General features: G+C 47.1%; 14 protein-coding genes. 6 read left to right on the forward strand and 8 right to left on the reverse strand.

The features are described from left to right. Positions 1 to 41: 41 nt before the first annotated feature. Positions 42 to 1,013, reverse strand: a complete 972-nt coding sequence (locus tag J0M30_04155; GenBank protein ID MBN8666672.1) for a peptidoglycan DD-metalloendopeptidase family protein — start codon at positions 1,011 to 1,013, stop codon at positions 42 to 44. A 94-nt stretch (positions 1,014 to 1,107) separates the two neighbouring features. Between J0M30_04155 and alaS the strand changes: the two genes are divergently transcribed. The 4 genes from alaS (at position 1,108) to J0M30_04175 (ending at position 7,693) form a co-directional block, all read left to right on the forward strand. Further along, complete coding sequence (gene alaS, locus J0M30_04160; protein ID MBN8666673.1) at positions 1,108 to 3,726, forward strand: alanine--tRNA ligase; 2,619 nt, start codon at positions 1,108 to 1,110, stop codon at positions 3,724 to 3,726. 182 nt (positions 3,727 to 3,908) lie between these two features. After that, positions 3,909 to 4,949: a PDZ domain-containing protein gene (locus J0M30_04165; protein ID MBN8666674.1), complete on the forward strand. Its 1,041-nt coding sequence runs from the start codon at positions 3,909 to 3,911 to the stop codon at positions 4,947 to 4,949. A gap of 138 nt (positions 4,950 to 5,087) precedes the next feature. After that, a complete protein-coding gene (gatB, locus tag J0M30_04170; GenBank protein ID MBN8666675.1) occupies positions 5,088 to 6,548 on the forward strand; it encodes an Asp-tRNA(Asn)/Glu-tRNA(Gln) amidotransferase subunit GatB in 1,461 nt (486 codons plus the stop codon). Next, positions 6,548 to 7,693 (forward strand): AhpC/TSA family protein, encoded by a 1,146-nt coding sequence (locus tag J0M30_04175; protein ID MBN8666676.1) that lies wholly within the window; start codon positions 6,548 to 6,550, stop codon positions 7,691 to 7,693. The genes gatB and J0M30_04175 overlap by 1 nt, the downstream gene beginning before the upstream one ends. Before the next feature lie 72 nt (positions 7,694 to 7,765). Here the strand turns inward: J0M30_04175 and J0M30_04180 are convergent, their stop codons facing one another. The 6 genes from J0M30_04180 to J0M30_04205 form a co-directional block, all read right to left on the reverse strand. Continuing rightward, positions 7,766 to 8,587: a hypothetical protein gene (locus J0M30_04180; protein MBN8666677.1), complete on the reverse strand. Its 822-nt coding sequence runs from the start codon at positions 8,585 to 8,587 to the stop codon at positions 7,766 to 7,768. Between the two features lie 27 nt (positions 8,588 to 8,614). Then, a complete protein-coding gene (locus tag J0M30_04185; protein MBN8666678.1) occupies positions 8,615 to 10,102 on the reverse strand; it encodes a RagB/SusD family nutrient uptake outer membrane protein in 1,488 nt (495 codons plus the stop codon). A 17-nt stretch (positions 10,103 to 10,119) separates the two neighbouring features. Next, entirely contained in the window at positions 10,120 to 13,263 is a 3,144-nt protein-coding gene (locus J0M30_04190; GenBank protein MBN8666679.1) for a SusC/RagA family TonB-linked outer membrane protein, read from the reverse strand. 296 nt (positions 13,264 to 13,559) lie between these two features. Then, complete coding sequence (locus J0M30_04195) at positions 13,560 to 15,026, reverse strand: RagB/SusD family nutrient uptake outer membrane protein (protein ID MBN8666680.1); 1,467 nt, start codon at positions 15,024 to 15,026, stop codon at positions 13,560 to 13,562. A 19-nt stretch (positions 15,027 to 15,045) separates the two neighbouring features. Further along, positions 15,046 to 18,174 (reverse strand): TonB-dependent receptor, encoded by a 3,129-nt coding sequence (locus tag J0M30_04200; protein MBN8666681.1) that lies wholly within the window; start codon positions 18,172 to 18,174, stop codon positions 15,046 to 15,048. 156 nt (positions 18,175 to 18,330) lie between these two features. Beyond that, on the reverse strand, positions 18,331 to 20,661 hold the full coding sequence (locus J0M30_04205; GenBank protein MBN8666682.1) for an MMPL family transporter: 2,331 nt from the start codon (positions 20,659 to 20,661) through the stop codon (positions 18,331 to 18,333). Positions 20,662 to 20,844: 183 nt separating this feature from the next. On the opposite strand from J0M30_04205, the gene J0M30_04210 reads away from it, so the two are divergent. Beyond that, on the forward strand, positions 20,845 to 23,133 hold the full coding sequence (locus J0M30_04210; GenBank protein ID MBN8666683.1) for a hypothetical protein: 2,289 nt from the start codon (positions 20,845 to 20,847) through the stop codon (positions 23,131 to 23,133). Next, on the forward strand, positions 23,130 to 23,861 hold the full coding sequence (gene recO, locus J0M30_04215; protein MBN8666684.1) for a DNA repair protein RecO: 732 nt from the start codon (positions 23,130 to 23,132) through the stop codon (positions 23,859 to 23,861). Before J0M30_04210 ends, recO begins: the two co-directional genes overlap by 4 nt. A 171-nt stretch (positions 23,862 to 24,032) precedes the next feature. Here the strand turns inward: recO and J0M30_04220 are convergent, their stop codons facing one another. Next, the gene (locus J0M30_04220; protein MBN8666685.1) at positions 24,033 to 25,211 is read right to left on the reverse strand and encodes an amidohydrolase family protein; all 1,179 of its coding nucleotides are present in this window, start codon (positions 25,209 to 25,211) and stop codon (positions 24,033 to 24,035) included. Between the last annotated feature and the right edge of the window lie 81 nt (positions 25,212 to 25,292).

A 25,292-nucleotide genomic window follows, 5' to 3' on the forward strand; every position in this document is an offset into this window, starting at 1 on the left:
TATTGGAAATTAAGAAATTCCAGAGTTTTCCACGTTGAAACCTAATCAAAGCTTTGGTTCGAGGCGCCGGCTTTTTTCAACAGCCTGTCAAATTGCTCGGGAGAAAGATCATTGTAGAAGAAATAGACAGGATCGATCTTTTGCCCATTTTTATGGACCTCATAGTGCAGGTGCGGACCGGTGGATTTTCCCGTGCTGCCCACATAGCCGATCACTTCGCCCCGGGTCACTTTCTGCCCCCGTCTGGCTTTGATCCGGCTCATATGTCCATAAAGGGTTTCGTACCCATAGCCATGGTTGATGACGACGTGGTTCCCATAGCCCCCGTCGCTAAACCCGGATACAGATACCACTCCATCGGCCGTGGCATAGATGGGGGTGCCTGTCGGGGCCGTGAAATCCAGTCCGGCATGGAGTTTTATGGTCTTATAAATAGGGTCGATCCGGTAGCCAAAACCGGAGGCGATCCGGTCCAGGTCCTTATTGCTCACGGGTTGAATGGCCGGGGTAGCGGCCAGGATCTTTTCCTTGTTTTTGATCCGTTCGTTGATCTCCCCGTATGACTTATTCTGTAAGGCGATCCGGTTCTTGAGTTGGTTGATGGATTCGAGCAGGGAGCGGTAAAGCTGGTTCCCCGTCATACTCTCGATGATGGCGGCCTGCTGTACCTTTTCCTGGGCTTTGGCCCGGGCACTGTCGGGAATGGGATTGGCCTCAAAAATGGAGCGGTACACTTCATTGTCCCGCTTTTCCAGGTCACGCATCTGCTGTCGCACTTCCCTCAATTCTTTGGAAAGCTGGTTATAACCATCGCCGAGACGGTCATTTTCCATTTTTAACAACCTTTCATTGGGAGAGCCGACAAACCGGAAAGCGAAAAAGGAGATCAGGGCGGCGGTAACCAGAGCAGCCGCTAAAAAACCAAATACCCGGAGCACTTTTACCCGTACAGGGGTCTCCAGCTTCTCATACCGAAGGGTATGTGTGTTGTAGAAGTATTTGATCTTTTTCATGGTGTATTGGGGAACAGAAATCAATACCTTTGCGTCCCACCCGTCGGGGTCAACAAATATAGACGGTTTACCAGCAAATATCAACCCAAAAGCTATGTTTACGAGCGCGGAAATACGTGATAAATTCCTGGATTTTTTCCGTTCCAAGGGCCATGCCATTCTACCCTCGGCCCCTATCGTGGTCAAAAACGACCCAACCCTCATGTTTACCAATGCAGGGATGAACCAGTTCAAGGATATCTTCCTGGGACATAAATCCCCCACCGATACGCGTGTGGCCGATACGCAGAAATGCCTGCGGGTAAGCGGCAAACATAATGACCTGGAAGAGGTAGGGGTGGATACCTATCACCATACCATGTTTGAGATGCTGGGGAACTGGAGTTTTGGTGATTATTTCAAAAAAGAGGCGATCGAATGGAGCTGGGCGCTGTTGACCGATGTATATGGAATTGATAAGGAAAGGATCTATGTAACGATCTTTGAAGGGGATGTAAAAGAAAATATTCCAAAGGATGAAGAGGCGTTCAGCGAATGGAAGAAATGGATCGCGGAGGACAGGATCTTATTGGGAAATAAAAAGGATAATTTTTGGGAAATGGGGGATACCGGTCCCTGTGGCCCTTGCACCGAGATACATGTTGACTGCCGCCCCGATGCCGAAAGAAAACAGGTGGATGGCAAGACTCTCGTGAACAATGACCACCCGCAGGTGATCGAGATCTGGAACAATGTATTCATCCAATTCAATCGCCAGAAAGATGGCTCCCTCGAACCGCTCCCTGCCAAGCATGTGGATACCGGTATGGGATTGGAGCGTCTAGTCAGGGTACTTCAAGGGAAGACCTCCAACTACGATACCGATATTTTCACCGGCACCATTGCCGCCACGGAAAAGATCACCGGCAAGAAATACGATTACAGCGATACCAAAGAAGCCATCGCCTTTCGCGTGCTGGCCGACCATATACGTGCCATCAGTTTTACCATCGCCGATGGACAATTACCTTCCAATACCGGTGCAGGGTATGTGATCCGAAGGATCCTTCGCCGGGCTGTTCGTTATTACTATTCTTACCTGGATTATAAACAACCCCTGCTCACCCAACTGGTACCCGTACTCGCGGAGCAATTCCGTACTGTATTCCCCGAATTGCATCAACAATTGGATTTTGTGGCCAAGGTGGTACTGAAAGAAGAAGAAACCTTTCTCCGCACCCTTGAAAAGGGCCTCAAACGGATCGATGAGATCATAGGCACGGGTGATAAAAAAGAGATCAAAGGAAAGGATGCTTTTGAATTGTATGATACCTACGGGTTCCCGCTTGACCTGACTCGCCTGATCGCAGCAGAGAACAAACTTCCCGTGGATGAAAAGGGCTTTGATGCTGAAATGAAACAGCAAAAAGACCGGAGTCGCGAAAATGCAGCGGTAGATACCGGTGACTGGGTGGTGCTGGATGATTTTGCCCCCCATGAGTTTGTTGGATACGACTCCCTCGAAATTGAGACACGTGTGGTGAAATACCGGAAAGTGAGTGCCAAAGGAAAGGACCAGTTTCAATTGGTATTGGAGGTAACACCGTTTTATGCGGAAAGTGGCGGACAGGTTGGAGATACCGGCACCTTGCAACTCAATGGTCATACCATTCAGATCACCAACACAAAGAAAGAGAATGACCTGATCATCCATTTTGCGGATACGCTTCCGGAAGAGCTGAATGGTGAAGCTTTTGCCCGGGTGGATGTTGAGCGTCGTCAGCATATTGCCCTGCATCATTCGGCTACACACCTATTACATGCCGCGTTGCGACAGGTACTTGGTACGCATGTAGCCCAAAAAGGGTCATTGGTCAATGAGGAACATTTGCGTTTTGACTTTTCTCATTTTGCCAAAGTGACCGAGGAAGAGATTACGGCTATTGAGCAGATGGTCAATAAAAAGATCCGTGAGAATATACCGGTTGTTATCCGGGAAATGCCCAAGGAAGAGGCTTTGCAACTGGGTGCTATGGCACTGTTTGGTGAGAAATACGGTGATATGGTACGGGTGGTGATCATTGATCCTACCTATTCCGTGGAACTCTGTGGGGGTACCCATGTAGGGGCTACGGGTGAACTAGGTCTGTTCAAGATCAAACTCGAAACAGCCGTAGCGGCCGGTGTACGTCGAGTAGAAGCGGTATGTGGTCAGCAAGCTGAAGCCTATATGGCAGAAAAATCAGAGCAACTTAAAGAAATAGGGGCCCTACTTAAAAACCCCAAGGATATTAAAGCAGCGGTGGAGAACCAGCTACAGGAAATCCAGGCCTTGCGCAAAAAACTTGAAGGGCTTGAAAACCGCGCTCTGGTAGGTATCCGCAATGAGCTGCTTCAAAAGGACGAGATCATCAATGGCATTACCTATATAGCCGATATCGTGGAAGTTTCGGGTGCGGATGCGCTGAAAAAACTCTGTCATGACCTGAGTAATAACCTTAAAGATTATGTCGCGGTTCTTGGGGCCAATGTGGATGGCAAACCCTATGTGGCCATTGGTATTTCAGAGACCGTGATCGCCGCCAAAGGACTGGATGCGGGTAAACTCATCAAAGAAACAATTGCCCCACTGATCAAGGGTGGTGGCGGTGGCCAAAAGGGTCTGGCTACGGCCGGCGGGTCGGATGTAGCGGGTCTGGAGAAAAGTATTGCCGCCATCCGACAATTATTATAAATTATTGATTTTAAATTCAAAAGAGACTAAAAACCAGAAGCTAATGGCTAAAAGCTATTAGCTTTTGGCCTTATGCCCTGTCATAAAGAAATCCTAAAATGACCCTCCGAAGATTTTCGTATTTCAGAATAAACTCTATATTTGATCTACGAAATTTAACGTAGTATAAAAACAAACGCATTATGAAACAATTTTTGAAGCCCGCTTCTTTGATCCTTGCCGCCCTGTTGGTGGTGGGTGGGGTAAATGCCCAGGATGAGAAGTTGAAGGAAAAGAAGAAGAATAAAGAGGATGTACAGCAGATCATCATTACCAAAACCGGCGAAAAGAATGAAAAGATCGTGGTGGAAATCGATGGTGATAAAGTGACCATCAATGGTAAAGATGTAAATGACATGAAGGATGAGGACATCAAAGTGATCACCAACAAATTCAAGGGTACAACCGGTTTGTCCATAGCTTCCGGTGGAGGTGACTGGAAGATGAACTGGAACCAGGATCAGCCATTTGCGCTTTCCACTACCATGGGTAACCGCGCCATGCTGGGTGTTACCACCGAATCTTCGGATAATGGGGTAGAGATCATGAGCGTGACCGAGAAGAGTGGTGCAGAGAAGGCCGGTTTGAAAAAGGGTGATCTTATTCTTAAAGTAGATGATGCGAAGATCGAATCGCCAGATGGGCTTACCAAGGCAATCCGTAGCCACAAGCCTGGTGATAAAGTAAAAGTTACCTATAAGCGGGATAAAAAAGAACTGACTACTACAGCCGAATTGGGCAAACTGGAAGGTGTAACCGGCGTATATAATTTTAATGCAACGATGCCTGAAATGCGTGAACTCGAAGCACTTCGTGGTTTAGAAATTCCCCGTGGGCAGGCATTTTCCATTCCCCGTATGGACCGTTTTGACAATTTCAATTTCCCCTATTTTGATGAGGAAATTCGGTTGGGGCTTTCTGTACAGGACACAGAGGATGGAAAAGGCGTGAAAGTGCTGGAGGTGGATGAGGAAAGCAATGCCGCCAAAGCCGGGATCGCTGTTGACGATGTGATCACCGAATTTGCCGGAAAAGCAGTAAACAGTGCCGATGAAGTGGCCAAACTCTACCGCGAGAAGCTAAGGGCCAAAGAAACTACTGTTCCTGTTAAGTTGTTGCGTGGCGGGAAAGAGAAAAGTGTGGAGATCAAGGTGCCGCGCAAGTTGAAAACAGCGGATCTGTAATCAATCTACCGCAAACACGCGAAGGCGCAAGGTAACGCAGGGATATTCCGGCGTCACTTTGCGCCTTTGTGGTAATGCACTATCCTGTGACCATCCTCACTCATTTCCTCAGCCCAGTTCCCTAATTTTGCCCTTCTGATGGCCGAAAATTCCCCTGCATACGAAATCGTCGTCGGGCTTGAGGTTCATGCCCAGTTACTGACCAAAAGCAAATTGTTTTGTGGTGACAGCACCGAATTTGGAAACGCCCCCAATACCCAGGTTTCCCCCGTTTCCCTGGCACATCCCGGTACCCTTCCGGTCATGAACAAGGAAGCCATTGCTTTTGCTGTAAAAATGGGGTTGGCCTGTGATTGCGAAATAGAACGGTACAACTACTTTGCCCGCAAAAATTATTTTTATCCTGATCTGCCCAAAGGGTATCAGGTATCACAACATACCACACCCATTTGCAAAGGCGGTCAGGTGACGGTGCAAGTGGAAGGGAAGGACGTGACGATACGCCTCAACCGGATCCACCTGGAAGAGGATGCGGGGAAGAGCCTGCATGATGTGGATGAGAATTTTACCTGTATTGACCTCAACCGGGCAGGGGTACCCCTGATAGAGATCGTAACGGAACCCGATATACGCAGCAGTGAAGAGGCTTTTGCCTACCTCACCGAGATCCGCAAGCGGGTACGCTATCTGGCCATATGTGATGGCAATATGGAAGAAGGGAGCCTGCGCTGTGATGCCAATATCTCTGTCAGAAAAAAAGGAGAGACAAAGCTGGGCACCAAGGTGGAAGTAAAGAACCTTAACTCCATACGCAATGTAAAAAGGGCCATTGACCATGAAGCGCAACGATTGATCGGTATGCTCGAACGGGGAGAGACCATTCTGCAACAGACCCGGAGTTTTGATGCCAATAATGGCACCACTTTCGCTATTCGCGATAAGGAGGAAGCGGATGATTACCGGTACTTCGCGGAACCGGACCTTACACCGTTTGACCTCACAGAAGAGTTCTTGCAAGAAATCCGGAAATCACTACCAGCCCTGCCTGCTCAACGAATACAACACTATACCACCGAATTTCAATTATCCGCCTATGATGCGGGGGTGTTGACCGAAGAAAAGGAAATAGCTGAATATTTTGAAAACCTGATCACCCATACCCCGCATTTCAAAGCCGCGGCGAACTGGATCTTAGGTCCTGTTAAGAATTGGATGAATGAACATAGTGCCGGTATCGAATCCTTTCCTCTCTCCCCCGGGAAACTGGCGCCATTGATCGATCTGGTACAGGAAGGAAAACTTAGTTTTTCTGCTGCCAGTACCCGTTTATTTCAATCGCTGCTTCAATCGCCTGATAAGGATCCTTTTTCTCTGGCACAGGAATTGAACCTCTTGCAGGAGAGTAATGCCGATCAACTTGAACCAGTGGTCGACGAAGTGTTGACCAGACTGGCCGACAAGGTAAAAGAGTACCAGAAAGGGAAAAAAGGCCTACTGGCTTTGTTTGTCGGAGAGGTAATGAAACGTTCTAAGGGAAAGGCCGATCCCAAGGTGGTGAATGAGATCATTATGAAACTACTCACAACAAAACATAAATAATGCGAAGACAACTCACGATGATTGCCCTGCTCGGATTGCTGGCGGCTTGTAAGCAAAAGACGACCCATACCTATACGGTGGAAGGGAAGATCGCTAACCTGAATGCACAAACGATCTACCTGGATCAGATCATGTTGGAAACCGGAACAAGCAAGCCCATAGATTCAGCCGAGATTAAACCCGACGGGAGTTTTATCATGATCGCTGATATAACGGGCGAAGACCTTTTTTATCTCCGCACCAATACTCAGAACTATCCTTTTGGTTCAATGGTCAGTGATGGAAACAAGATCAAGATCACGGGTGACCTCGCCAAGGGGCAACAATCCCTTTTTTATGGGGGCTCTCCTGCGACGGACGCGTTGAAGAATTTTTTCTTGACCAATAACGCCTATTTGCGGGGATATGATAGTTTGAGCAAGGTGATGGACAGTGCGGGAAAGGCTGGTGCGGCCGATAGTGTACTGCTTGGCATCCGCTCAAACATGGAATCGCTGATTAATAGTTTGAAGAAAGATGTGAATGCACTGGTAAAGACCAGTACGAGTCCTGTGGTACAGGTGTTGGCTTTGCAATTCAACCAGAATTTCTTTTCGCCCGACGAGTATGGGGTAGTTTTGAAAACGATTACCGATAAGTATCCAAAGGATGCTAATGTCCTTGCCGCCAACAAGCGGTACAATGACCTGATCGCTGCCATGAACAGACCGACCCAGCAATCACAGCAAGGGGCTATGTTTACCGGCAGACCGGCTCCGGAGATCTCATTGAAGGATATGAATGGCAATGCCGTAACACTGAGCTCGTATAAAGGAAAGTATGTGTTGGTAGATTTTTGGGCCAGTTGGTGCGGGCCTTGCCGCCAGGAGAACCCCAATGTAGTAGCAGCGTACAACAAATACAAGGCAAAGAATTTTACTGTGCTTGGCGTTTCGGTGGATGAAAATCAAAGTGCCTGGAAAAAGGCAGTTGAAAAAGACAAACTTACCTGGACACAATTGATTGATGAAAAGGGGGTGGCTGCCAATACCTATCAGGTAACTGGTATTCCTTTTAATGTACTGGTAAATCCGGAGGGGGTGGTGATCGCTGAGAACCTGCGCGGTTCGATGCTGGAGAGTAAGTTGATCGAGGTATTGAAGTAAGAAAGAGATTGTTTAAAATAAAAACCCCGCGCAATACATTGCGCGGGGTTTTATTTTGAGAAGGACTTTTGATTATCTCGCCATAGTCATTACCCAGGAATCATACACACCAGCAGTTGTATATAGCTGCAGCGCGAGAGTAAAGGTATTGTCACAGGAACTAAAGGTTTTTGTTCCTGTAGAATTAGCCCTTACAAAGAGCGGCAGGCCTCCTGAAGTGTAGGGAGTTTGTTGCCCCGCCATTGTTACCTTGAAATTAGTAGGATCTGTCCAATCCAAACCAATAGTGGCTGAGATTCCGCTATCATATATGTTGGACAAAGTGGCTGTGGCAGTTGTAGCACCTGTGGAAACAAAATTCGATAGCGCACTTGTATAAGGTCCGTAGGTGCCATTCTCGTAGGTCTGGGTATAATTACCAGCCAGGTTAGCCAGAATTACATCGCAATACTTACGCATGGTCAGTGTAAAGGTCTTATTGTAGGCGGCTATATTCACATCACCATCGTTAAGTGTAATTGTAATAACATCTACGCGATTGGAGGAAGGATAACCTGAGAACAGACCATTAATAAGAAGGGTGTCAACAGCTTTACCGGCAGGCATAGTAAAGGTGGCAGGGGCGTTGTACTGAACACCGGCTGCGGCACCTGTTGTTGTGGTAATTGCAATGTTGACTACTCTATCCTTGTCGGAAACCGAAGTGAAACCAATTGGAATTTTGTAGGGGTCATTTGTGCTTTTAATGTAATAGGTTCCTGTGGTGGCAGACACGTTGAATTTTGCAAAGCTAGGGGTCAACGGATCCTTATCAACCACCATATTATTCTTTTTGCAGGACGCAAGGCTCACTATGGAGCCTGCGACCAGCATATAGATCAGTAATTTCTTCATGATAGTTTTTTTTGTTGCTGCGTGATATTAAGGGTTTTGGTCAGCTGGCGTCATGCTTGCATTATTATCCAATTCCCTTTGCGGAATACGCATCAGGAAGCGTGGATCGTGAGGGCCAGTAGTGTAAACAACCGGGTTAAAATTAGGTGCGCCATGATTTCCTGCACCTGTAGGTCGGTTCAGGCCCTGGTTCAAACGCTTGATATCGAATAAGGAGAAACCTTCACCCCAAAGTTCAATTCTTCTTTGAAGAAGTATTTCATCCACAAGGCTAGTACCAGAAAATCCGGCTGCGCTATATGCGGGGTAACGTGTTTGAACAAGTGCTTCCAACACAGTACGGGCCGCTGCATCCTGGCCTCCCTGACGTGCCAATGCTTCTGCTTCGATCAGGTACATTTCTGCTGCGCGCATGTACAGATAGTCGGCTTGCCAACGATTTGAAACATCAGGAACCTGGTGTTTGATTTGGTTATAATCAGGGTTACTGCTTGTTCCAGTACCTGGAGCAACGAAAACTGCTTTGCGAATATCACCAGCCGGGATTTGGTCATACAGTGCTTTTGTGATCTTCTTTTGCTGACCGAGTGCGGCATAACCACCTGTCCGAATATCCATATGCGACCAGAAGGAAGCATAAATGGTGGCTTCCGAGGCAGTTATAACAGAACCCCACATCCACTCTGCATTGTTAACGGAAGAAAAGGCACTGAATGCAGTATACTGGGCTGAAGTCATAGGAGAATATCCCTGACGCGCTTTATTCGCATAGGTTGCAGCAGTTGCCCAATCTTCCATCACAAGGGCAACGCGAGCACGAATACCTTGAACCACTTTTACATCGATCTCATTTTTCGAAGCGCGAGTCTTACCTGTTAACAGGGTTTCAGCTTCTGTAAGATCAGCTATAATGCGGTTATAAACATCCTGAACGGTTCCACGAGATTTACCACCTGTAGTGTCTTGAGTATAAATGGGAACGCCCGGAGCGGTTTCATGACCTTTGTATGTTTGCTGATAATAATTTATAAGGTTGAAATAGCAATAGGCGCGCATTCCAAGAGCCTGACCTTTGATGCTTTCTTTTTGAGTAGCGGAGGCATCGATTACTCCATCCACAAAATTATAAAGCTTATTGGCTTGCTTGATCATGTCATAATAACGAAACCAACCAAAATCGGATATTTGACCAGTTGTAGCCAATCCCCAGTTAGTGTATTGATAGGTTGTGTTATACCATCCATAACCCTGGCTATGAACGACCATATCATTACCCATGAGGTCGGCAGAAAGGTCATACGTTTTTTGGCCATAGTCGGAGTGGCCACCGCCGCCGACAGCAAACGTGAACATCTCCTTGTAAAGGCCACCTAAGGCTGCATTCACAGCGTTGATCTTGCTAAAGATCTGGGCTTCACTTGCTGCGTCGGTAGGCACCGTTTCCAAGTAGCTCTTTTTACATCCCGCTACCATAAGTATCAGAACGGGAGCTGCTATTAAAAGAATTTTTTTCATATCTGTTTTCGTTTAATTTATTGAAGGTTAACGTTGAAACCAAAGCTGATTGTGCGGAAAGGCGTATAAGATGCGTCCGACGTACCATTAAATGCACGTTGGGGGTCCATACCTTTTTTAGCTGTGAACAGTACAGCATTGTCAACGTTGGCAAAGATCTGAGCACTTCCTAAATGCAGACGGTTGGCAAGGGCCTTAGGCATCGTATAACTCAGCGTGATGTTTTTCACGTTGACATACGAACCATCAAACAAGAAACGGGTAGAGACACCATCTTGACCAGCTACTGCATTTTGCAAGCGGGGAACGTTGGTGATATCACCTGGTTTTTGCCATCTTTGAAGAATGTCTGAATGCCATGCTGTACCAGGAGATCCACGGTGCATGATACCAGCGTAGTTGCCATCATAGAATTGACCACCATATGAGAATGTCAACAAGATGGACAGGTCAAAATTCTTGTAATTAAATGAGTTGGTCAAACCACCTGAGACATCAGGCAGCGCGGAACCAAAGAAATAGAAAGTGGCGTTGTTATAAATATTGGTAACAGTTCTTTGGCCTGTGGGTTTGCCATTGGCATCCAGCACATCCTGATAATAAAGTGCGTCACCATTAGAAGCATCAACACCAGCGAATTCACGCAACCAGAAGTCGAAGATACCGCGGCCTTCCATTAGTTTCTTGGTACCGGTTACTATACCATTCTTTGCCTGAATGGGAGGCAGTTTGGTAATCTTGTTCTTAAAGGAAGTGAGGTTTAAATCTACCCTCCAATTGAAATTTTTTGAACGGATCGCCGTGTATCCTAACTGAAGATCAACACCATAGTTCTTCATACTACCAATGTTCTGCCAAACAGAAGAATATCCTGTGGAGATCGGAAGAGGGACATCAAACAGCAGGTTATCTGATTGCTTATTGAACCATTCAATTGTACCTTGAAGACGATTGTCGAACATGGCAAAATCAAATCCGATGTTGGCGGTTTTATTGGTTTCCCATAACAATTCTTCGTTTACAGGACGAGATGGGGGAGTATAAGTCCCGTTGCCATTTGCATAATAATAGGCAACATAGGGATAAAATAGACCAATGTTTTCATTTCCTTGTTCGCCATAGCTCGCTTTGAATTTCAACTCGTTAAGCCAGCTAACATTTTCCAGAAATTTCTCCTGGGTCAAACGCCAACCAATACCTACTGAGTAAAAATCACCCCAGCGAACCTCATCGCGAAAGCGTGAAGAACCGTCAGTACGGTAGCTTGCGGAGAGCAGATATTTAGAATCAAAATCATAATTCACGTTACCAAAATAACTTTCAATTCGGTGGTTATCGGTAGCAGAACTGGCAGGACTAAAAGGTCCGGTTCCATTATCCAATTCAGATTGACCAGGGAAAGTAAAACCTGATGCGTTGGCCGAAACATAGCTATAAATGTACTTGTAGTTCTCGTGTCCAGCCAGGAAGCGAAGGTTATGTTTACCAAATTCACGCGTATAAGTCAATACCTGGTTACCAGTAAGCGATACTTGGCGGTCATTTGTCTTAGTTGACCGACCACCGTCGCTAAGACCGGGAGTTGGGGCCGCATCACCATATTGGTTGTTCTGATATGAGGTGATATTATTGGCAAAATAGTTTACACCGAGTGTAGCCTTAAATGCAAAGTGCTGCAAGAACTTGATCTCGGCATAGGTGTTCATGTTACCGTTAAAGATATCGCGTGAGCGATCATCCAGATCAAGCGAGCCGAGCAGGTTTGAACGACCAGCATAGGGACGTGTGCCCATTTGGTCGGGAGTACCCCAGTCAAGCATATTTTTGCCTGTTGCTGGATCTATAACGAAGGCTCCAGTTGTAAGATTATGTTGGTAAACTGGATAAATTGGACCCATCTGACGAGTATAATAGAATGGGTTTGTAGTAGCTGTACCACCACTTGGTACATCCTTTCTATTTGACATAGCTCCATCCAGATTCACACCTGTAGTCAGCCAATCTGTAGCGGATGTATTTACATTAATTCGGAAATTGTAACGCTTGTAGCCGGAAAAACGAACAATCCCATCTTCGTTGAGAAAACCCGCAGATACATAATAGTCAGTTTTGTCGTTAGCACCCGAAATGCTGAAATTAGCATTGGTTCTGGAAGCAGTACGGAAAAGAGCATCCTCCCAGGACTCATTCCACAATAACTGTGCATTGGGATTCAATTTGCCGGTAGTGGGATCAACCAGGGTATTTCCTGGTACATTGTATGCATTATAAACAAGACCGCTTGTTCCAGTCAAGACGTTGGATGCTGAAACTCCTGCAGCGGCCGGGGTTGCGCCACCAGCCACATAGGAATTACGATAAGATTCCCAAAATAATTCATAATAATCTTGAACTCCTACACGATCGTACTCTGGGATACCACGATTCATAAAACCCTGACGGAATGTTACATTCGTTGCGGCTTTTCCTTTCTTTCCTTTTTTTGTGGTGATCATGATTACACCATTGGCAGCGCGGGACCCATAAAGAGCGGCAGCAGCAGCATCTTTCAATACGGTAACCGATTCAATATCATCGGTTGAAATTGCTGAAATGGATCCATCATAAGGTACTCCGTTCAATACATAAAGCGGAGAGCTCGATGCATTGACTGAACCTACCCCGCGAATCAATACACTTGCCCCTGTTCCAGGAGCACCGCCTCCGTTTGTCGCGATCAAACCGGGAATTAACCCTTCCAAGGCACGGGTTACAGAAGTAACCTGTTGCTTTTGAATGGTTCCTGCAGTGATCGTATTCTCAGATCCGGTGAAGGCAGTCTTCTTTACCGTTCCATAAGGAACTGTTACTACTACAGTTTCAAGTGTGGAAGCATTCAATGCTAATGTCACATTGAACGTGGATTGATTGCCAATTGCTATTTCCTGGGGTACCATGTTAATGGACGAAATAACAAGCGTGGCGGCATTTTGAGGAACCTGAAGCGAAAAGGTTCCGTCAGATTTGGTGGCTGTTCCGGTGTTTGTGCCTTTCACCAAAACAGAGGCGTTTGATACAGGCGTGCCAGTTTCATCGGTCACTTTACCTGTAATTGTACGCTGAGCAAACGCATTTACGGAAATAAATACGAATGCTGCTACAAGAGCGAGCAATTTCCTCATGTGTACTTGAATTTAGTTAATGTTAATAATTCGCAAATTAACAACAGAAGCCCAATATTGTGGGTATTATGTTGATTTTTTTGCGTTTAGCTAAAAAGAAGCCTTAAAACTAATTATTGGACAACTGATTATTTCAATCTGCTGCGTAGGATGTTGGGTTCACAAAAATCACAATTTTAAATAATGTTATAATTTAATGTGTAAGTGATTTACATTCAGCAGTGATTTTTTTTAGTATTAAACAAAAAGGCCCCCATTGGGGGCCTTTTTTTTGACAATCAAAGTATAAGCAGAACTTAGTTATCCGTCATCAGCGGGTTGAGTAACAGCTCACTAGACGGTATGGGCCAAATATATTGTTGTCCGCTGGCCGGGATGGAGTTCACACCGGGTTTGGCAGGCAGTGGCTGTCCCAGGCGGGTCAGGTCAGAGCCGGCAAAGCCTTCACCGAGCAATTCGATCCTTCTTTCGGTCATGATCGCATCGGCGAGAGCGGTAGCATCGGCGAAGCTGCCAGCTGTAAACACAGTGGTAGCATCGGAGCGGCCGCGGATGGCATTCAACAGGGCAATGGCCTGGGCATCTACGGTATTGGTAGAACGCACGCGGGCTTCGGCCAGGTTGAGGATGACCTCGGCATAGCGGATCACGGGAGCCCAGTCAATAAACGGAGCGGCACCGGGATATTTGGAAACATATTGTTTACCTCCGGAGGTGACGACCAATGTCTTTCTCAAATCGGTAGCCAACCAACCCGTGTTGGAAATGATACCGGTAGAAAGCAGGGAATATTCGCCATTACCACCATTTACCGCAGCGGGCAGGTAATAATAACCCAACTGGTTCTGTGTGCCAGGAGCTTCATTGGAAGCAAAAGGCATGGACAGAATGGACTCTGTGGTAGTATAGGGTGTTTTGAATACATTGGTCACATTGGCCTGCAGGGCATGGGCAACACCCGTAGTGGCAGTGAATGGAGCCGTTGCGGTCACAATCTTGTTGGCTTCAGTGATCACATTGGCATACTGCTGCATGCTGAGGTACACACGGGTTTTCATGGCAATGGCAGTATTGCGATGAGCGCGCGTGGTATTCAGGGTGGCTGATGTATAGTTCAGCGGCAGGTTTGTTTCGGCAAAGTTCAAATCATCGATGATCTGCGCATATACCTCACCTACGGTATTACGGGCAGCGGCATAGTCAGCCGAACTCGTATTGCCTGTGAGACGAAGAGGAACACCCGGTTTGCTTCCGGCGCCATCCCAGTAAGGACGGGCATAGAATTGCAACAGGGAGTAGTAGCACATGGCACGCAGGAACCGGGCCTCTCCAAGATAATTCTTGGACAATGCATCACCCACAACGCTGGTACCTTTTGCCGCCATACCATCAATGAACACATTCGCGAGGTTGATGGCATAATAAGCGCGACCCCAATGATTCTCCACACTGTTGGTGGAACTATTGCTTGGCGTGTAGCTCCAGATATCATATCCGGTCACCACATTCGTACGGTCATTCATGAAATCGCCACCGCGGATATCGTTGAATATCTGGTAACGACCACCGAACATACCGGCATTTTTGATGGTGGCATAGATCGAACGCACCTGACCTTCAATACGGGCTTGTGAATCAAAAGCCGAAAGATCGGAGATCGAAGTGGTTGGAATGGGATTGAGGTTGCTCTTCTGGCAACCGGTGCCCAGGACCATCAGGCCTCCAAGCATTCCCAATGAAACTATATAGTGTTTGAATTTCATACGTTTCTTTTTAAAGGGTTTAGAATCCAATGTTTAAACCAACAGTGATTGTACGGGCATTACCTACGGTGTTACGGTCAATACCCTGGTTGGTGGTACCATTACCGTTGGAGGAAACCTCAGGATCGGGACCGGGATATTTGGTGAAGATGAGCAGGTTGTTTCCACTTACATAGAAACGGGCCGAGCTCATTTTGGCTTTATCCACAATATTCTTAGGAATATTATATCCCAGGCTCAAAGAACGCAGTTTCACGAAGTCACCTTTAAACACGTTAACATCCAGCGGGAAAGCAGAACCATTGGAGATATTATCGCCAAATACCGCTTTGGGGATATCGGTGATGTCACCGGGCTTGGTCCATTTGCGCAGGATCGCTGTTTCATTGTTCCAGAAACGTTGGTCACGCAGACCTGCTTGTGTACCATAGTAAATATAGAAACCAAGTTGGTAAGTGAACAGGAAGTTCATTTCAAAATTCTTATACCGAACAGTATTGTCGAAACCACCCACGTATTTGGGGTTCGTGTTCTTATAAGGAGCTGCATCAGCCGCACTTACAGTTGGCGCCAGTGAACCATCGGCAAAAGAGAAACGGTTCTGACCACTGGGGGCTACGTGCTGGAAGTATACATCCTGTCCGTTCTTATTAATAAAGATCCTTCTTCCGGTAGCTGGATCTACACCGTTGGTGCGGGTAATGAACAGCATACCGATGGGGAAACCAGGTTTTGTGATGCTGGGGTTCTCCAAACCACCGGTGGCAGAAAGAATCTGATCCAGACCAAGCGCGAGCGAAGTCACTTCATTTTTATTATAGGTAATGTTGAAGGAAGTGGTCCAGCTGAAATCTTTCTTGGCGAAAGGCGTAGCGCTGATCATGAATTCAACACCCTTGTTGTACATGGTACCTACGTTGTCTGGGAGCGCAGAAGGCAATCCGGCAGAAGGAGGCTGGGGTACAAAAAGAAGCAGTCCGTCAATATTATTTTTATAATAAGTGATCTCCGATGTAATACGGTCATTCAGGAAACCAAAGTTGATACCGATATCGGTCTTGGTACTGGTTTCCCATCCGAGGTTGGAGTTACCAGCCTGGTTAAATACCACGGTGGCATTTCCTCCATACAATCCGGAGCCAAAGGTAGAAAGCGAGGCGAAGTTGCCCAGGCCACTGATATTACCCACACGGCCATGGCTTCCACGGATTTTGAAGCTGCTGAATACTTTGTCCAAACCGGCAGAAGACCAGAAATTCTCATTGGCAATTTCCCATCCGGCAGAAACACCCCAGAAGGTACCATACTTGCTGTTGGCACCCAGTTGAGAGGCACCATCACGACGCAGGTTGGCTGTCACAAAATATTTTCTGTCGTAGTTATATTGTACCCGGCCAAACTCAGAGTAAAGATAGTTCTCACCAATACCAAGACCAGAGGTGTTAGGCGTAGCCCATCCACCCTGAATATTGGTAAAGGCGGGATCGGATACATTGATACGGTTCAAACCATACCCAACGAAATCTGATTTCTGTTGCTCAATACCTGCGAGTACACTTACATTATGCTTTTCAGCAAAGGTTTGATCAAACTGGGCGGTATTGGTCCAAACCCAACGCTTGTTCTTATTGAACCAGCTGCTGGCCGAACCATTGGAGGAGAAACCTTCACCGGAGATGGGGCTGAAATAAACTTCATTGTCCACCAATACATAGTCAATTCCGAATACTGAACGAAGGGTCAGGAATTTCAGGGGTTTGACCTGCAAATAGGCGTTTGCAATGATGTGGTTGATCTCGGCATTGTTACGGTTGTTATCCAATTGGATTACCGGGTTATTGAAACCCACCTGACCTTGTTTATTACCCATTACACCGATCAGGGCACCGGAATAGTTGTAGGTGCCATCGTTATTATATGGAGAAATATTGGGGGCAGTAACCAGTACTACACGACCCAGACCTGCGGTAGAAAACGCATCACCCAGGGAACCGGAGCTCACAGCAGCCAGATTCTGTTCATTGGAGTACTGGATTTTTCCACCCAGGCTGATGGCTTTGTTTACCTTCTGGTCCACGTTCATGGTCAGGGAGATACGCTTGTAATCATTGCGCTTGATGATACCTTCCTGATCGGTATAACCGGCCGAGAAGTAATAGTTGGTATTATCATTTGCACCGGATACACTTACTGTATTGCTGTGCTGTACACCACGGCGGTAAACATAGTCATACCACTTGGTATTGATGGGATTTCCATCAGGGCCATTGGTCAGGGCAAACGTGTTGGTGGTGGCATTGAAAGTACCTGCATTTACCAGGGCTGAATTTTTGTGGTCTGTGTATTGGAAGGCATCCAGCAGTTCAGGAAGCCCGAATACATTAGTGAAACCTACCCAGCTGTCGAGGGTTACTTTGGCTTTGCCTGATTTACCTTTTTTGGTTGTGATGAACAATACCCCGTTGGCAGCGCGGCTACCGTAGATGGCAGAGGCGGCGGCATCTTTAGCGATGTCAACGCTTTCGATATCATTGGGGTTAATGCTCGCCAGGATATTACCTGCCGCACTGGTACCTGAGAAATCACCACTATACATGGGTACCCCATCTAATACGATCAGCGGATAGGAACTCAGCGAGATCGAGTTCGTACCACGGATACGCAGTACCGGAGGCGCGTTCAATACACCACTTGGGATGGTTACCTGAACACCGGCGGCACGACCACCAAGAGCCTGTTCAAAACTCTGAACGGGTTTGTTGGCCAGGTCAGCGCCTTTAACGGTAGCAATGGAACCAGTCACTTCCTTTTTGCGCTGGGTACCATAACCCACCACGATCACATCTTGTAATACTTTTTCTTGCGGAGCAAGAGAAACATTGATGACGGTACGACCGCCAACAGCTTCTTCCACCGTCGTGAAATCCACGGCTGAGAAGACCAAAGTTTTTGCCTCGGCAGAGATGGCGATAGCGAAAGAGCCATTCGCATCGGTCATCGTACCTGTCCGGGAGCCTTTAACCTGTACTGAAACATTCGCCACGGGTGTCCCCGTGTTGTCTGTCACCTTTCCGGTAACAGTCTTTTGAGCCCATGCGCCAACGACCAATAAGGCCTGGAACAGGGTAAGCAGGAGTAGTTTCCTCATGTGCATTTAGTTTAAGTTTCAAAAAAAAAATTGCGTAAACGGGGTTACACAACTTCGCCTTTAAAGGACACATATTTTGGACTTTTTTATGCAACAATGATGTCCGTTAACGCCTTGTTAACATTTGTTAATGATTGATAAGCGGTTTGAAGGGGCTTATTTCTTGCGAAAACGGACCAGGGAAATGAGGACGGCCGGTAACAATACCAGATTGGTGATTGTTGCGGTGACCAGGGTGAGGGAGGTAAGCCAGCCGAGTGACTGGGTTCCGCCAAAGCCACTAAAGCAGAATATGACAAAGCCGGCAATCAATACCAGGGAGGTGTAAATAATGCTTATTCCTGTGCTGTGAATGGTTTCAATCACAGTTTGTTGCATGTTGTATTGCTGTCGGGGAAGTTCCTGTTTAAAATTGATCAGGAACCGGATGGTTACATCGATCGCGATACCCAGGGCCACACTAAAGATCAGGACGGTAGAGGGTTTCAGCCGGATTCCTACCCAACCCATTACCCCGGCGGTAATGACCAGCGGAATGATATTCGGGATCAATGAACAAGCCAGGATGCGGACCGAGCGAAACAGGTACAACATACAAACGGCGATAAGCGCAAATGCCCAGCCGATACTTTCTTTGAGGCCATTGATGATAAAGCGGTTTCCTTCCTGGAAGGTGACGGACGTACCGGTAAGCCGTACCGAGTACTTGCTGGTGTCAAAAAGCTGATTGGCCCGTTGCTGAATGGAATCCAGGATCTCCGGTAACCGATGACTTCCCACATCGGCCATATTTACGCTGATACGCGCTTCCTGCCGGGTACTATCCATAAAGGAAGCCACGATCCGTGAAAAGGAATTGGCAGTTCCTCCGTTCTCTGACGGGCGTACACTGAAATATTGATTCAAAGCCGGCATCACATACTCATCCGGAACGGAATAATAGGCACTGTCTCCGTCAAAAAAGGCTTGTTTGGCAAATTTCATTCCTTCCACAATGGATAAAGGGCGTGCCATTTCCGGACGGGCAGCGATGAATTGGGAAAGGGAATCAATATTCTTAAAGGTTTGCAAGGCATTTCTGCGCAAGCCATTCTTTTGTCTCGTATCCAAAATGATCTCCAGCGGCATGATCCCCCGGAAATTGGTCTCAAAGAACTTGAGGTCAGTATAGATCTTATCGGTTTTGGGAATATCATCCACAATAAACCCTTCGCTTTTTAACCGGAACATACCTGCCACCGAAACGATCACGATCAGCGTTGAATAGATATAGATGAGTTTTCGGTGGTTGAGCGACCATCTTTCCAGGCGATCCAGCCAGCGGTTGAGCCGGGGATTGTCCAGGTACTTGGTGTGTCTGGATTTGGGTGAAGGCAAATAACTTAATACGGCAGGGATCAATATTAATGAGATAAAAAACAGCAACATGATATTGATACCGGCCACTACACCAAACTCACGCAATACTTCACTTTTGGTGAGGGCAAATACGGCAAAACCGATCGCTGCAGTCAGGTTACAAAATAAAGTGACGATTCCCATTTTCTCCACCATCAACACCAAGGCCTGCTTTTTGTCACCGGTTTCATTATACGACGTATGAAATTTATTGAGAAAGTAGATGCAGTTGGGTATCCCGATCACCACCACCAGAGGAGGGATCAGCGCTGTTAGCAACGAAATTCTATAACCAAACAGTTGCATGACTCCCAGGCTCCAGATAACACCAATAACGACCACGGAAAGGGAAAGCCACATGGCGGATAAGGAGCGGAAGAATAACAGGAGGATCAATGCCGACAAAACAAAGGAGGCGATCAAAAACCATTTCATCTCGTTGGCAATACGCACAGCCAGGATGGTGCGTATATGGGGCAAACCGCTTTGATGGATCTCTATCTGATGTCTTTTTCCAAAATCACCCATAATGCGGGTGATATCATTGACCACCTTTTCCCTTTTCTTGGAAGCCAATACCTGCTTATTGATCCGTATTCCCATCAACCAGGAACTGGATTCGGCATTGTACAGAAAACCTTTATAAAAAGGCAAGGTTCCTAATAAGGTAAAACTGCTGTCGATCTCCTGCTGAGAAAGCAATGTGTCCCTGAATAATGGAATGGAAAGAAGCCTTTCGTCTTCGGTTGATTTGACGAGATTGACGGCCGTGGCCACAGAAAGTATATCCTCTACCCCGGGAATGCGGCGGACTGTTTTTGAGGTGGATGTAAAATCATTCCAGAAGGAGGCATTGGATAAACTGTCAGTTTGAAATCCGATCACCAGCAAATTGCCATCCTCGCCAAATTTTTTACGAAACTCCTGGTATGCTTTGTATTTGGGGTTGTCAGTAGGAATGGCCCGCGCGAATTCATAGCTCAATTCCACTTTATTTGCCAGATAGCCCATGCCTGCGGTCAATATGGCCAGAAGGATCAGGAGAGGCAAGCGATGTTTAACAATGAATTGACCGAGTTTACGCCACATAGTGTCTGGTTACTGTGCGGCAAAGAAACGAAATATTGTTTAGACGTGAGGCGTGAGACCTCAGTCGTGAATCGTGAGATGAGAACACTGAGGTTAGACAACTTCTCGCGCCTCACGCCTCACGTCTCACGACTCATGTTTCACGTTTCACGTCTCACGTCCCCCTTTTTCCTAACTTCGACTGTGGCCCTGAAAAACATATTCTTCTTCGTCCTGATTTTTTTCGCGACAGTGGCGGAAGCGCAATCGCTTATTCCACCAATTGGCCAATGGCGCGAACACTTGCCCTATCGTTCTGCGATAGGTGTGGTGGCAGCCGGGGAGAAAATCTATTGCGCTACTCCCTATTCGCTTTTTTCGCTGGATACAGATGAGCAATCGATTGAACGGTATAGCCGAATGACCGGATTGAATGAGACAGGATTGTCTGGTATTGCCTACGAACCGGTATCTGGCAAACTGCTGATCGCTTATGCAAACAGTAATATAGATATCATTTATCGCAACGACATCTTCAATATTCCTGATATCAAACGCGAAGTGGTGACGGGGGATAAAAGAATCTATGCCGCCACAGCGATCCAGGGCGATTTTTTTCTGAGTACGGGATTGGGTGTCATCCGGGTGAATGCCGGTCAGTATGAGATCCGGTCCACCTGGCTGATTGGAAATGGTGGAACACAGGTAAAAGTGAATTCTCTGGTTCTATTCAATGGGCTTTACCATGCAGCTACAGCCGAAGGATTAAAAAAGGTATCCGGACCAAACGCAGACCCCTCATTTTTTGGCAACTGGGAAATATTGAGCGGACAAAATGGATTGCCAGCCGGTGAATGTCGTGATCTGGCAGTGGCCAATAATGTTTTGTTTGCCGTGGTGAGTGATCAGGTATTTGTTTTGGGACAGAATGGGCAATGGTCCCTGATACAGGACTCACCCGGTTGGTCGGTCAATTCGATTTCCCCGGCGGGTAATAATATATTGATTTGCCAATCACAACCCGGTCAGGGAAGGGTTTTAGAGATCAACAATACGGGTACATTGATAAACAGTCTTCAATCAGGGTTATCGGTACCTGCATTGGCACTTCGTCAGAATAACCTGACCTGGGTGGCCGATCGGGTCAATTCCCTGATCCGTTTTGATGGTACGGGAGCCAGTTCTTTCCGACCCAATTCTCCCGACTCCATTGCATTGGGTGGATTATTTGCCAGTAATGGCACCCTATGGGCCGGTGCCGGAAGTAGGGCCGGGGCAAATAATAAAAATGGGTTGTATCAATTGGCAGATGGTGAATGGACCAATTATAACGGACGAAATTTCCCGGCCCTGGATTCATTGCCTGATATCGTAACGGTCATTGCAGACCCAAAAACAGATACCGCCTGGGCGGGCTCATTTGGAGGTGGGTTGCTACGCATCACACCAGCAGGTGGCCTTACCATCTTTAAACAGAATTCACCCTTATCACCTACTTTATTTGCGCCTGGTATCTATCGTGTGGCCGGATTGGCTATAGACAATGATGGTCATCTCTGGATCGGTAATGACGGAGCTGCTTCCCGGCTACAGGTCCGAAAAAAAGATGGCAGCTGGCTTTCCTTTGATCCTCCCTTTTCGACCGCTAACCGTTCCATGGGCTCCTTGTTGATCGATGGCTCCGGGCAGAAATGGATGATTTCACCGGGAGGAAATGGATTGTTTTGTTTTAATGATAAGAATACGCTTAACCAACCTTCCGATGATCAATGGAAATGGTTTCGTCAGGGAGGCGGACAGGGTAACCTGCCATCGAACCGGGTTTTGAGCCTTGCCCTTGATAAAAGTGGGTTTGTGTGGATCGGTACAGATGACGGGATCGGGATCATTCAATGTCCGGAGTCGGTATTTGGTTCACCAGCTTGTGAAGCCATCATCCCGGTTGTATTACAGGGTAATTTTGCCGGTTTTCTTTTCAAAGGGGAAGAAGTGCGTGGAATCGCCGTGGATGGGGCCGATCGCAAATGGGTGGCTACAGGTAGCGGTGTGTTTCTGATCAGTCCCGAAGGAGAGAAGATCATTTATCAGTTCAATGAGTCCAATAGTCCCTTGCTGAGCAATGATGTGCAGCAGGTAACAATAGATGGATCTACCGGGGAGGTATTTTTTGCCACAGCCAATGGCCTATGTTCCTTTCGAAGTACGGCTACGGAAGGCGGTGTGACACATTCAAACGTACTTGTTTTTCCCAATCCCGTGCCTCCGGGCTATGGCGGAACGATTGGTATAAAGGGGCTGGCCGAAAATGCCACGGTCAAGATCACCGAGTTGGATGGAAGGCTGGTTTTTCAAACCCGTGCACTCGGAGGCCAGGCCGTATGGGATGGGAAGGATTACCGGGGAAGAAGGATCTCCACCGGTGTTTATCTTGTATTGGTGAGTGATGGAAAAAAAGAAACCCTCGCCTCCAAAATCGTTTTTATAAGTCAATGACACACGCCACCAAAGGAATCGTATTGAGGGCCGTTAAATACGGGGAGACCAGTCTGATCGTGCTGGTCTTTACTGAGCTGTTTGGCATACAATCCTATATCGTGAATGGTGTGCGCACGGCAAAAAAGGGTAGTGCAGGGGCCAACTGTTTTATGCCCGGCGCGATACTTGATCTCGTCGTATATCACCAGGAATCAAAAAATATTCAACGGATCAAAGAATATCGTTGGCACCGGATCTACCAACATTTATTTTCCGATATACCTCGTCATGCTGTTTCTCAGTTCATGGTCGAGCTAATGACCAAATGCCTGAAACAACCCGAGGCCAATGCCGATCTGTTTCATTTTTGTGAGGATGCGCTGTTGCATCTGGACGAAAGTACTGATCCGGTGATGGCCAATTTCTCCCTCTATTTCGCCTTGAATTTCGCCACCTTCTTTGGCTTTCGCATTGATGACCGCCAATCCTCGCTGAATTCAATCCTCGATTTGCAGGAAGGTTGTTTTGTCGATGAAAGACCAGGCCACCCTTATTTCATGGAAGGCGAACAGGCCAGGGTATGCGGGGAATTGTTACACGTGATGCAGCCGGGTGAACTGGAAGGAATACGTCTTAACCGCGATTTCAGGAGACAGTTGTTGTTTTCGCTCGAGAATTATTATGCCTTGCATGTACAGGATTTTGGGGTGATGAAGACACTGGCGGTGTTGAGGGAGGTGCTTTGAGGGGGGGGGACGGAGGTTGGATGTTGGATGATGGATGTTGGATGTTGGATGACAGATGACGGATGACAGATGACGGATGACGGAGGTTGGATGATGGAATATTGTTGTTTAACTGCAGGATTTTCGACTCAGAACCTCGGTCATCTGTCATCCGTCATCTGTCATCCAACATCAAACAACCCTCCTCGACTCTCCCTTCTCCATCTCCAGCACTACCACTCCCGGTATTTTTCCCTTTTCAAAACTTCCTAACTCATTATCCCAACGGAGGGCTTTTGCACCATTCAGGGTGGCCCAGCCAAGGATGGTTTCGCGAGGGATATGTGGAAAATGCTGTTGAATGGCCGCGATCTCCTTTGCAATACTGAGTTGCCAGTTGCTGCTATAGCTATCTGTTCCGAGTATGATCTGGCAGTTGTGTTTAATAAAAAGATCGATCGGAGGTGTTTTGTTTTCGATATAGAGATTGGCATTGATACAAAAACAATACACCAAGTGTAAGCCATGGGTTGCGGCATATTCATTCGCCCATACAATATCTTCCTCGGGCATATAGGTATTGTGTATGAGGAAAATGGTCTGGCCCTGGTCAAAGAAAGGCAGACAGGAACGGATACTGCTCATACCAGTAACGGGGAAAGGGGAGGTTTCGATCCCAAAGATCCGGAACAACCGCAGGTATTCACCCCCACCGCTTTGGTAAAGTTCATCCTCTGCCGGATGTTCCTGGTTGTGCAAGGAGATTACTTGTCCGGCCGTGGCTTTATTGATCCGCCTGAATGTATCCGGCGAAATGGTGTAAGGCGCATGAGGTACCAGCGTGGTACGGCATTGATGACCGCGGGTTGTACAGGCGGTGATAAGTGTTTCAGCCTGGGACAGGTAGTGAGACATGTTTTCTTCGGCTTTTTCATCGGTAAAGCCCAGTACTTCGACGAAATTCTGCCAGTAGATCCGGCTATTTGATTTAACGGTGGCGGTATCGGCTGTATTACCAATATCACCAACTGCTGCAATGCCATTGTCCCACATTTCCTTTTCGGCATCAATGATCCGTTGTTGAATAATGGTGGCGGGGAAATCGCGTTTGGTGACCACGGAACAGAGAAATTCGATTAATCCGGTATGGGGTGGGATGACATCCTTTAAATGGCTTAACTCCAGGTGGCAGTGCCCGTTGATGAGTCCGGGAACAAGAATGCCAGTTTGATGGATAATATCCCCCCCTGCTTCCGTTTCCGGGACGATGGCTTCTACCCGCCCTTTTTCGTTCAGGATCAAAACCTGACCTGGTCCCCTGAAACGGTAGCCATCGAAAACTTCGTCTGCGCTGAATTTTTGGTAGCCCATGCGGTCAAATCATTTAACTTTGCGAGCCAAATTTAGGGATAAAGGGCTGAGAGCTAAAAGCTAATAACTATTGGCTTTTGG

It is taken from the genome of Chitinophagales bacterium, from assembly GCA_017303415.1.
In the GTDB taxonomy this organism is placed as follows: domain Bacteria; phylum Bacteroidota; class Bacteroidia; order Chitinophagales; family Chitinophagaceae; genus SpSt-398.

Excerpts from the sequence above, each read along its gene's own strand:
- J0M30_04155 (MBN8666672.1), bottom strand. The coding sequence starts at position 1,013 with ATGAAAAAGATCAAATACTTCTACAACACACATACCCTTCGGTATGAG.
- alaS (MBN8666673.1), top strand. The coding sequence starts at position 1,108 with ATGTTTACGAGCGCGGAAATACGTGATAAATTCCTGGATTTTTTCCGT.
- J0M30_04165 (MBN8666674.1), top strand. The coding sequence starts at position 3,909 with ATGAAACAATTTTTGAAGCCCGCTTCTTTGATCCTTGCCGCCCTGTTG.
- gatB (MBN8666675.1), top strand. The coding sequence starts at position 5,088 with ATGGCCGAAAATTCCCCTGCATACGAAATCGTCGTCGGGCTTGAGGTT.
- J0M30_04175 (MBN8666676.1), top strand. The coding sequence starts at position 6,548 with ATGCGAAGACAACTCACGATGATTGCCCTGCTCGGATTGCTGGCGGCT.
- J0M30_04180 (MBN8666677.1), bottom strand. The coding sequence starts at position 8,587 with ATGAAGAAATTACTGATCTATATGCTGGTCGCAGGCTCCATAGTGAGC.
- J0M30_04185 (MBN8666678.1), bottom strand. The coding sequence starts at position 10,102 with ATGAAAAAAATTCTTTTAATAGCAGCTCCCGTTCTGATACTTATGGTA.
- J0M30_04190 (MBN8666679.1), bottom strand. The coding sequence starts at position 13,263 with ATGAGGAAATTGCTCGCTCTTGTAGCAGCATTCGTATTTATTTCCGTA.
- J0M30_04195 (MBN8666680.1), bottom strand. The coding sequence starts at position 15,026 with ATGAAATTCAAACACTATATAGTTTCATTGGGAATGCTTGGAGGCCTG.
- J0M30_04200 (MBN8666681.1), bottom strand. The coding sequence starts at position 18,174 with ATGAGGAAACTACTCCTGCTTACCCTGTTCCAGGCCTTATTGGTCGTT.
- J0M30_04205 (MBN8666682.1), bottom strand. The coding sequence starts at position 20,661 with ATGTGGCGTAAACTCGGTCAATTCATTGTTAAACATCGCTTGCCTCTC.
- recO (MBN8666684.1), top strand. The coding sequence starts at position 23,130 with ATGACACACGCCACCAAAGGAATCGTATTGAGGGCCGTTAAATACGGG.
- J0M30_04220 (MBN8666685.1), bottom strand. The coding sequence starts at position 25,211 with ATGGGCTACCAAAAATTCAGCGCAGACGAAGTTTTCGATGGCTACCGT.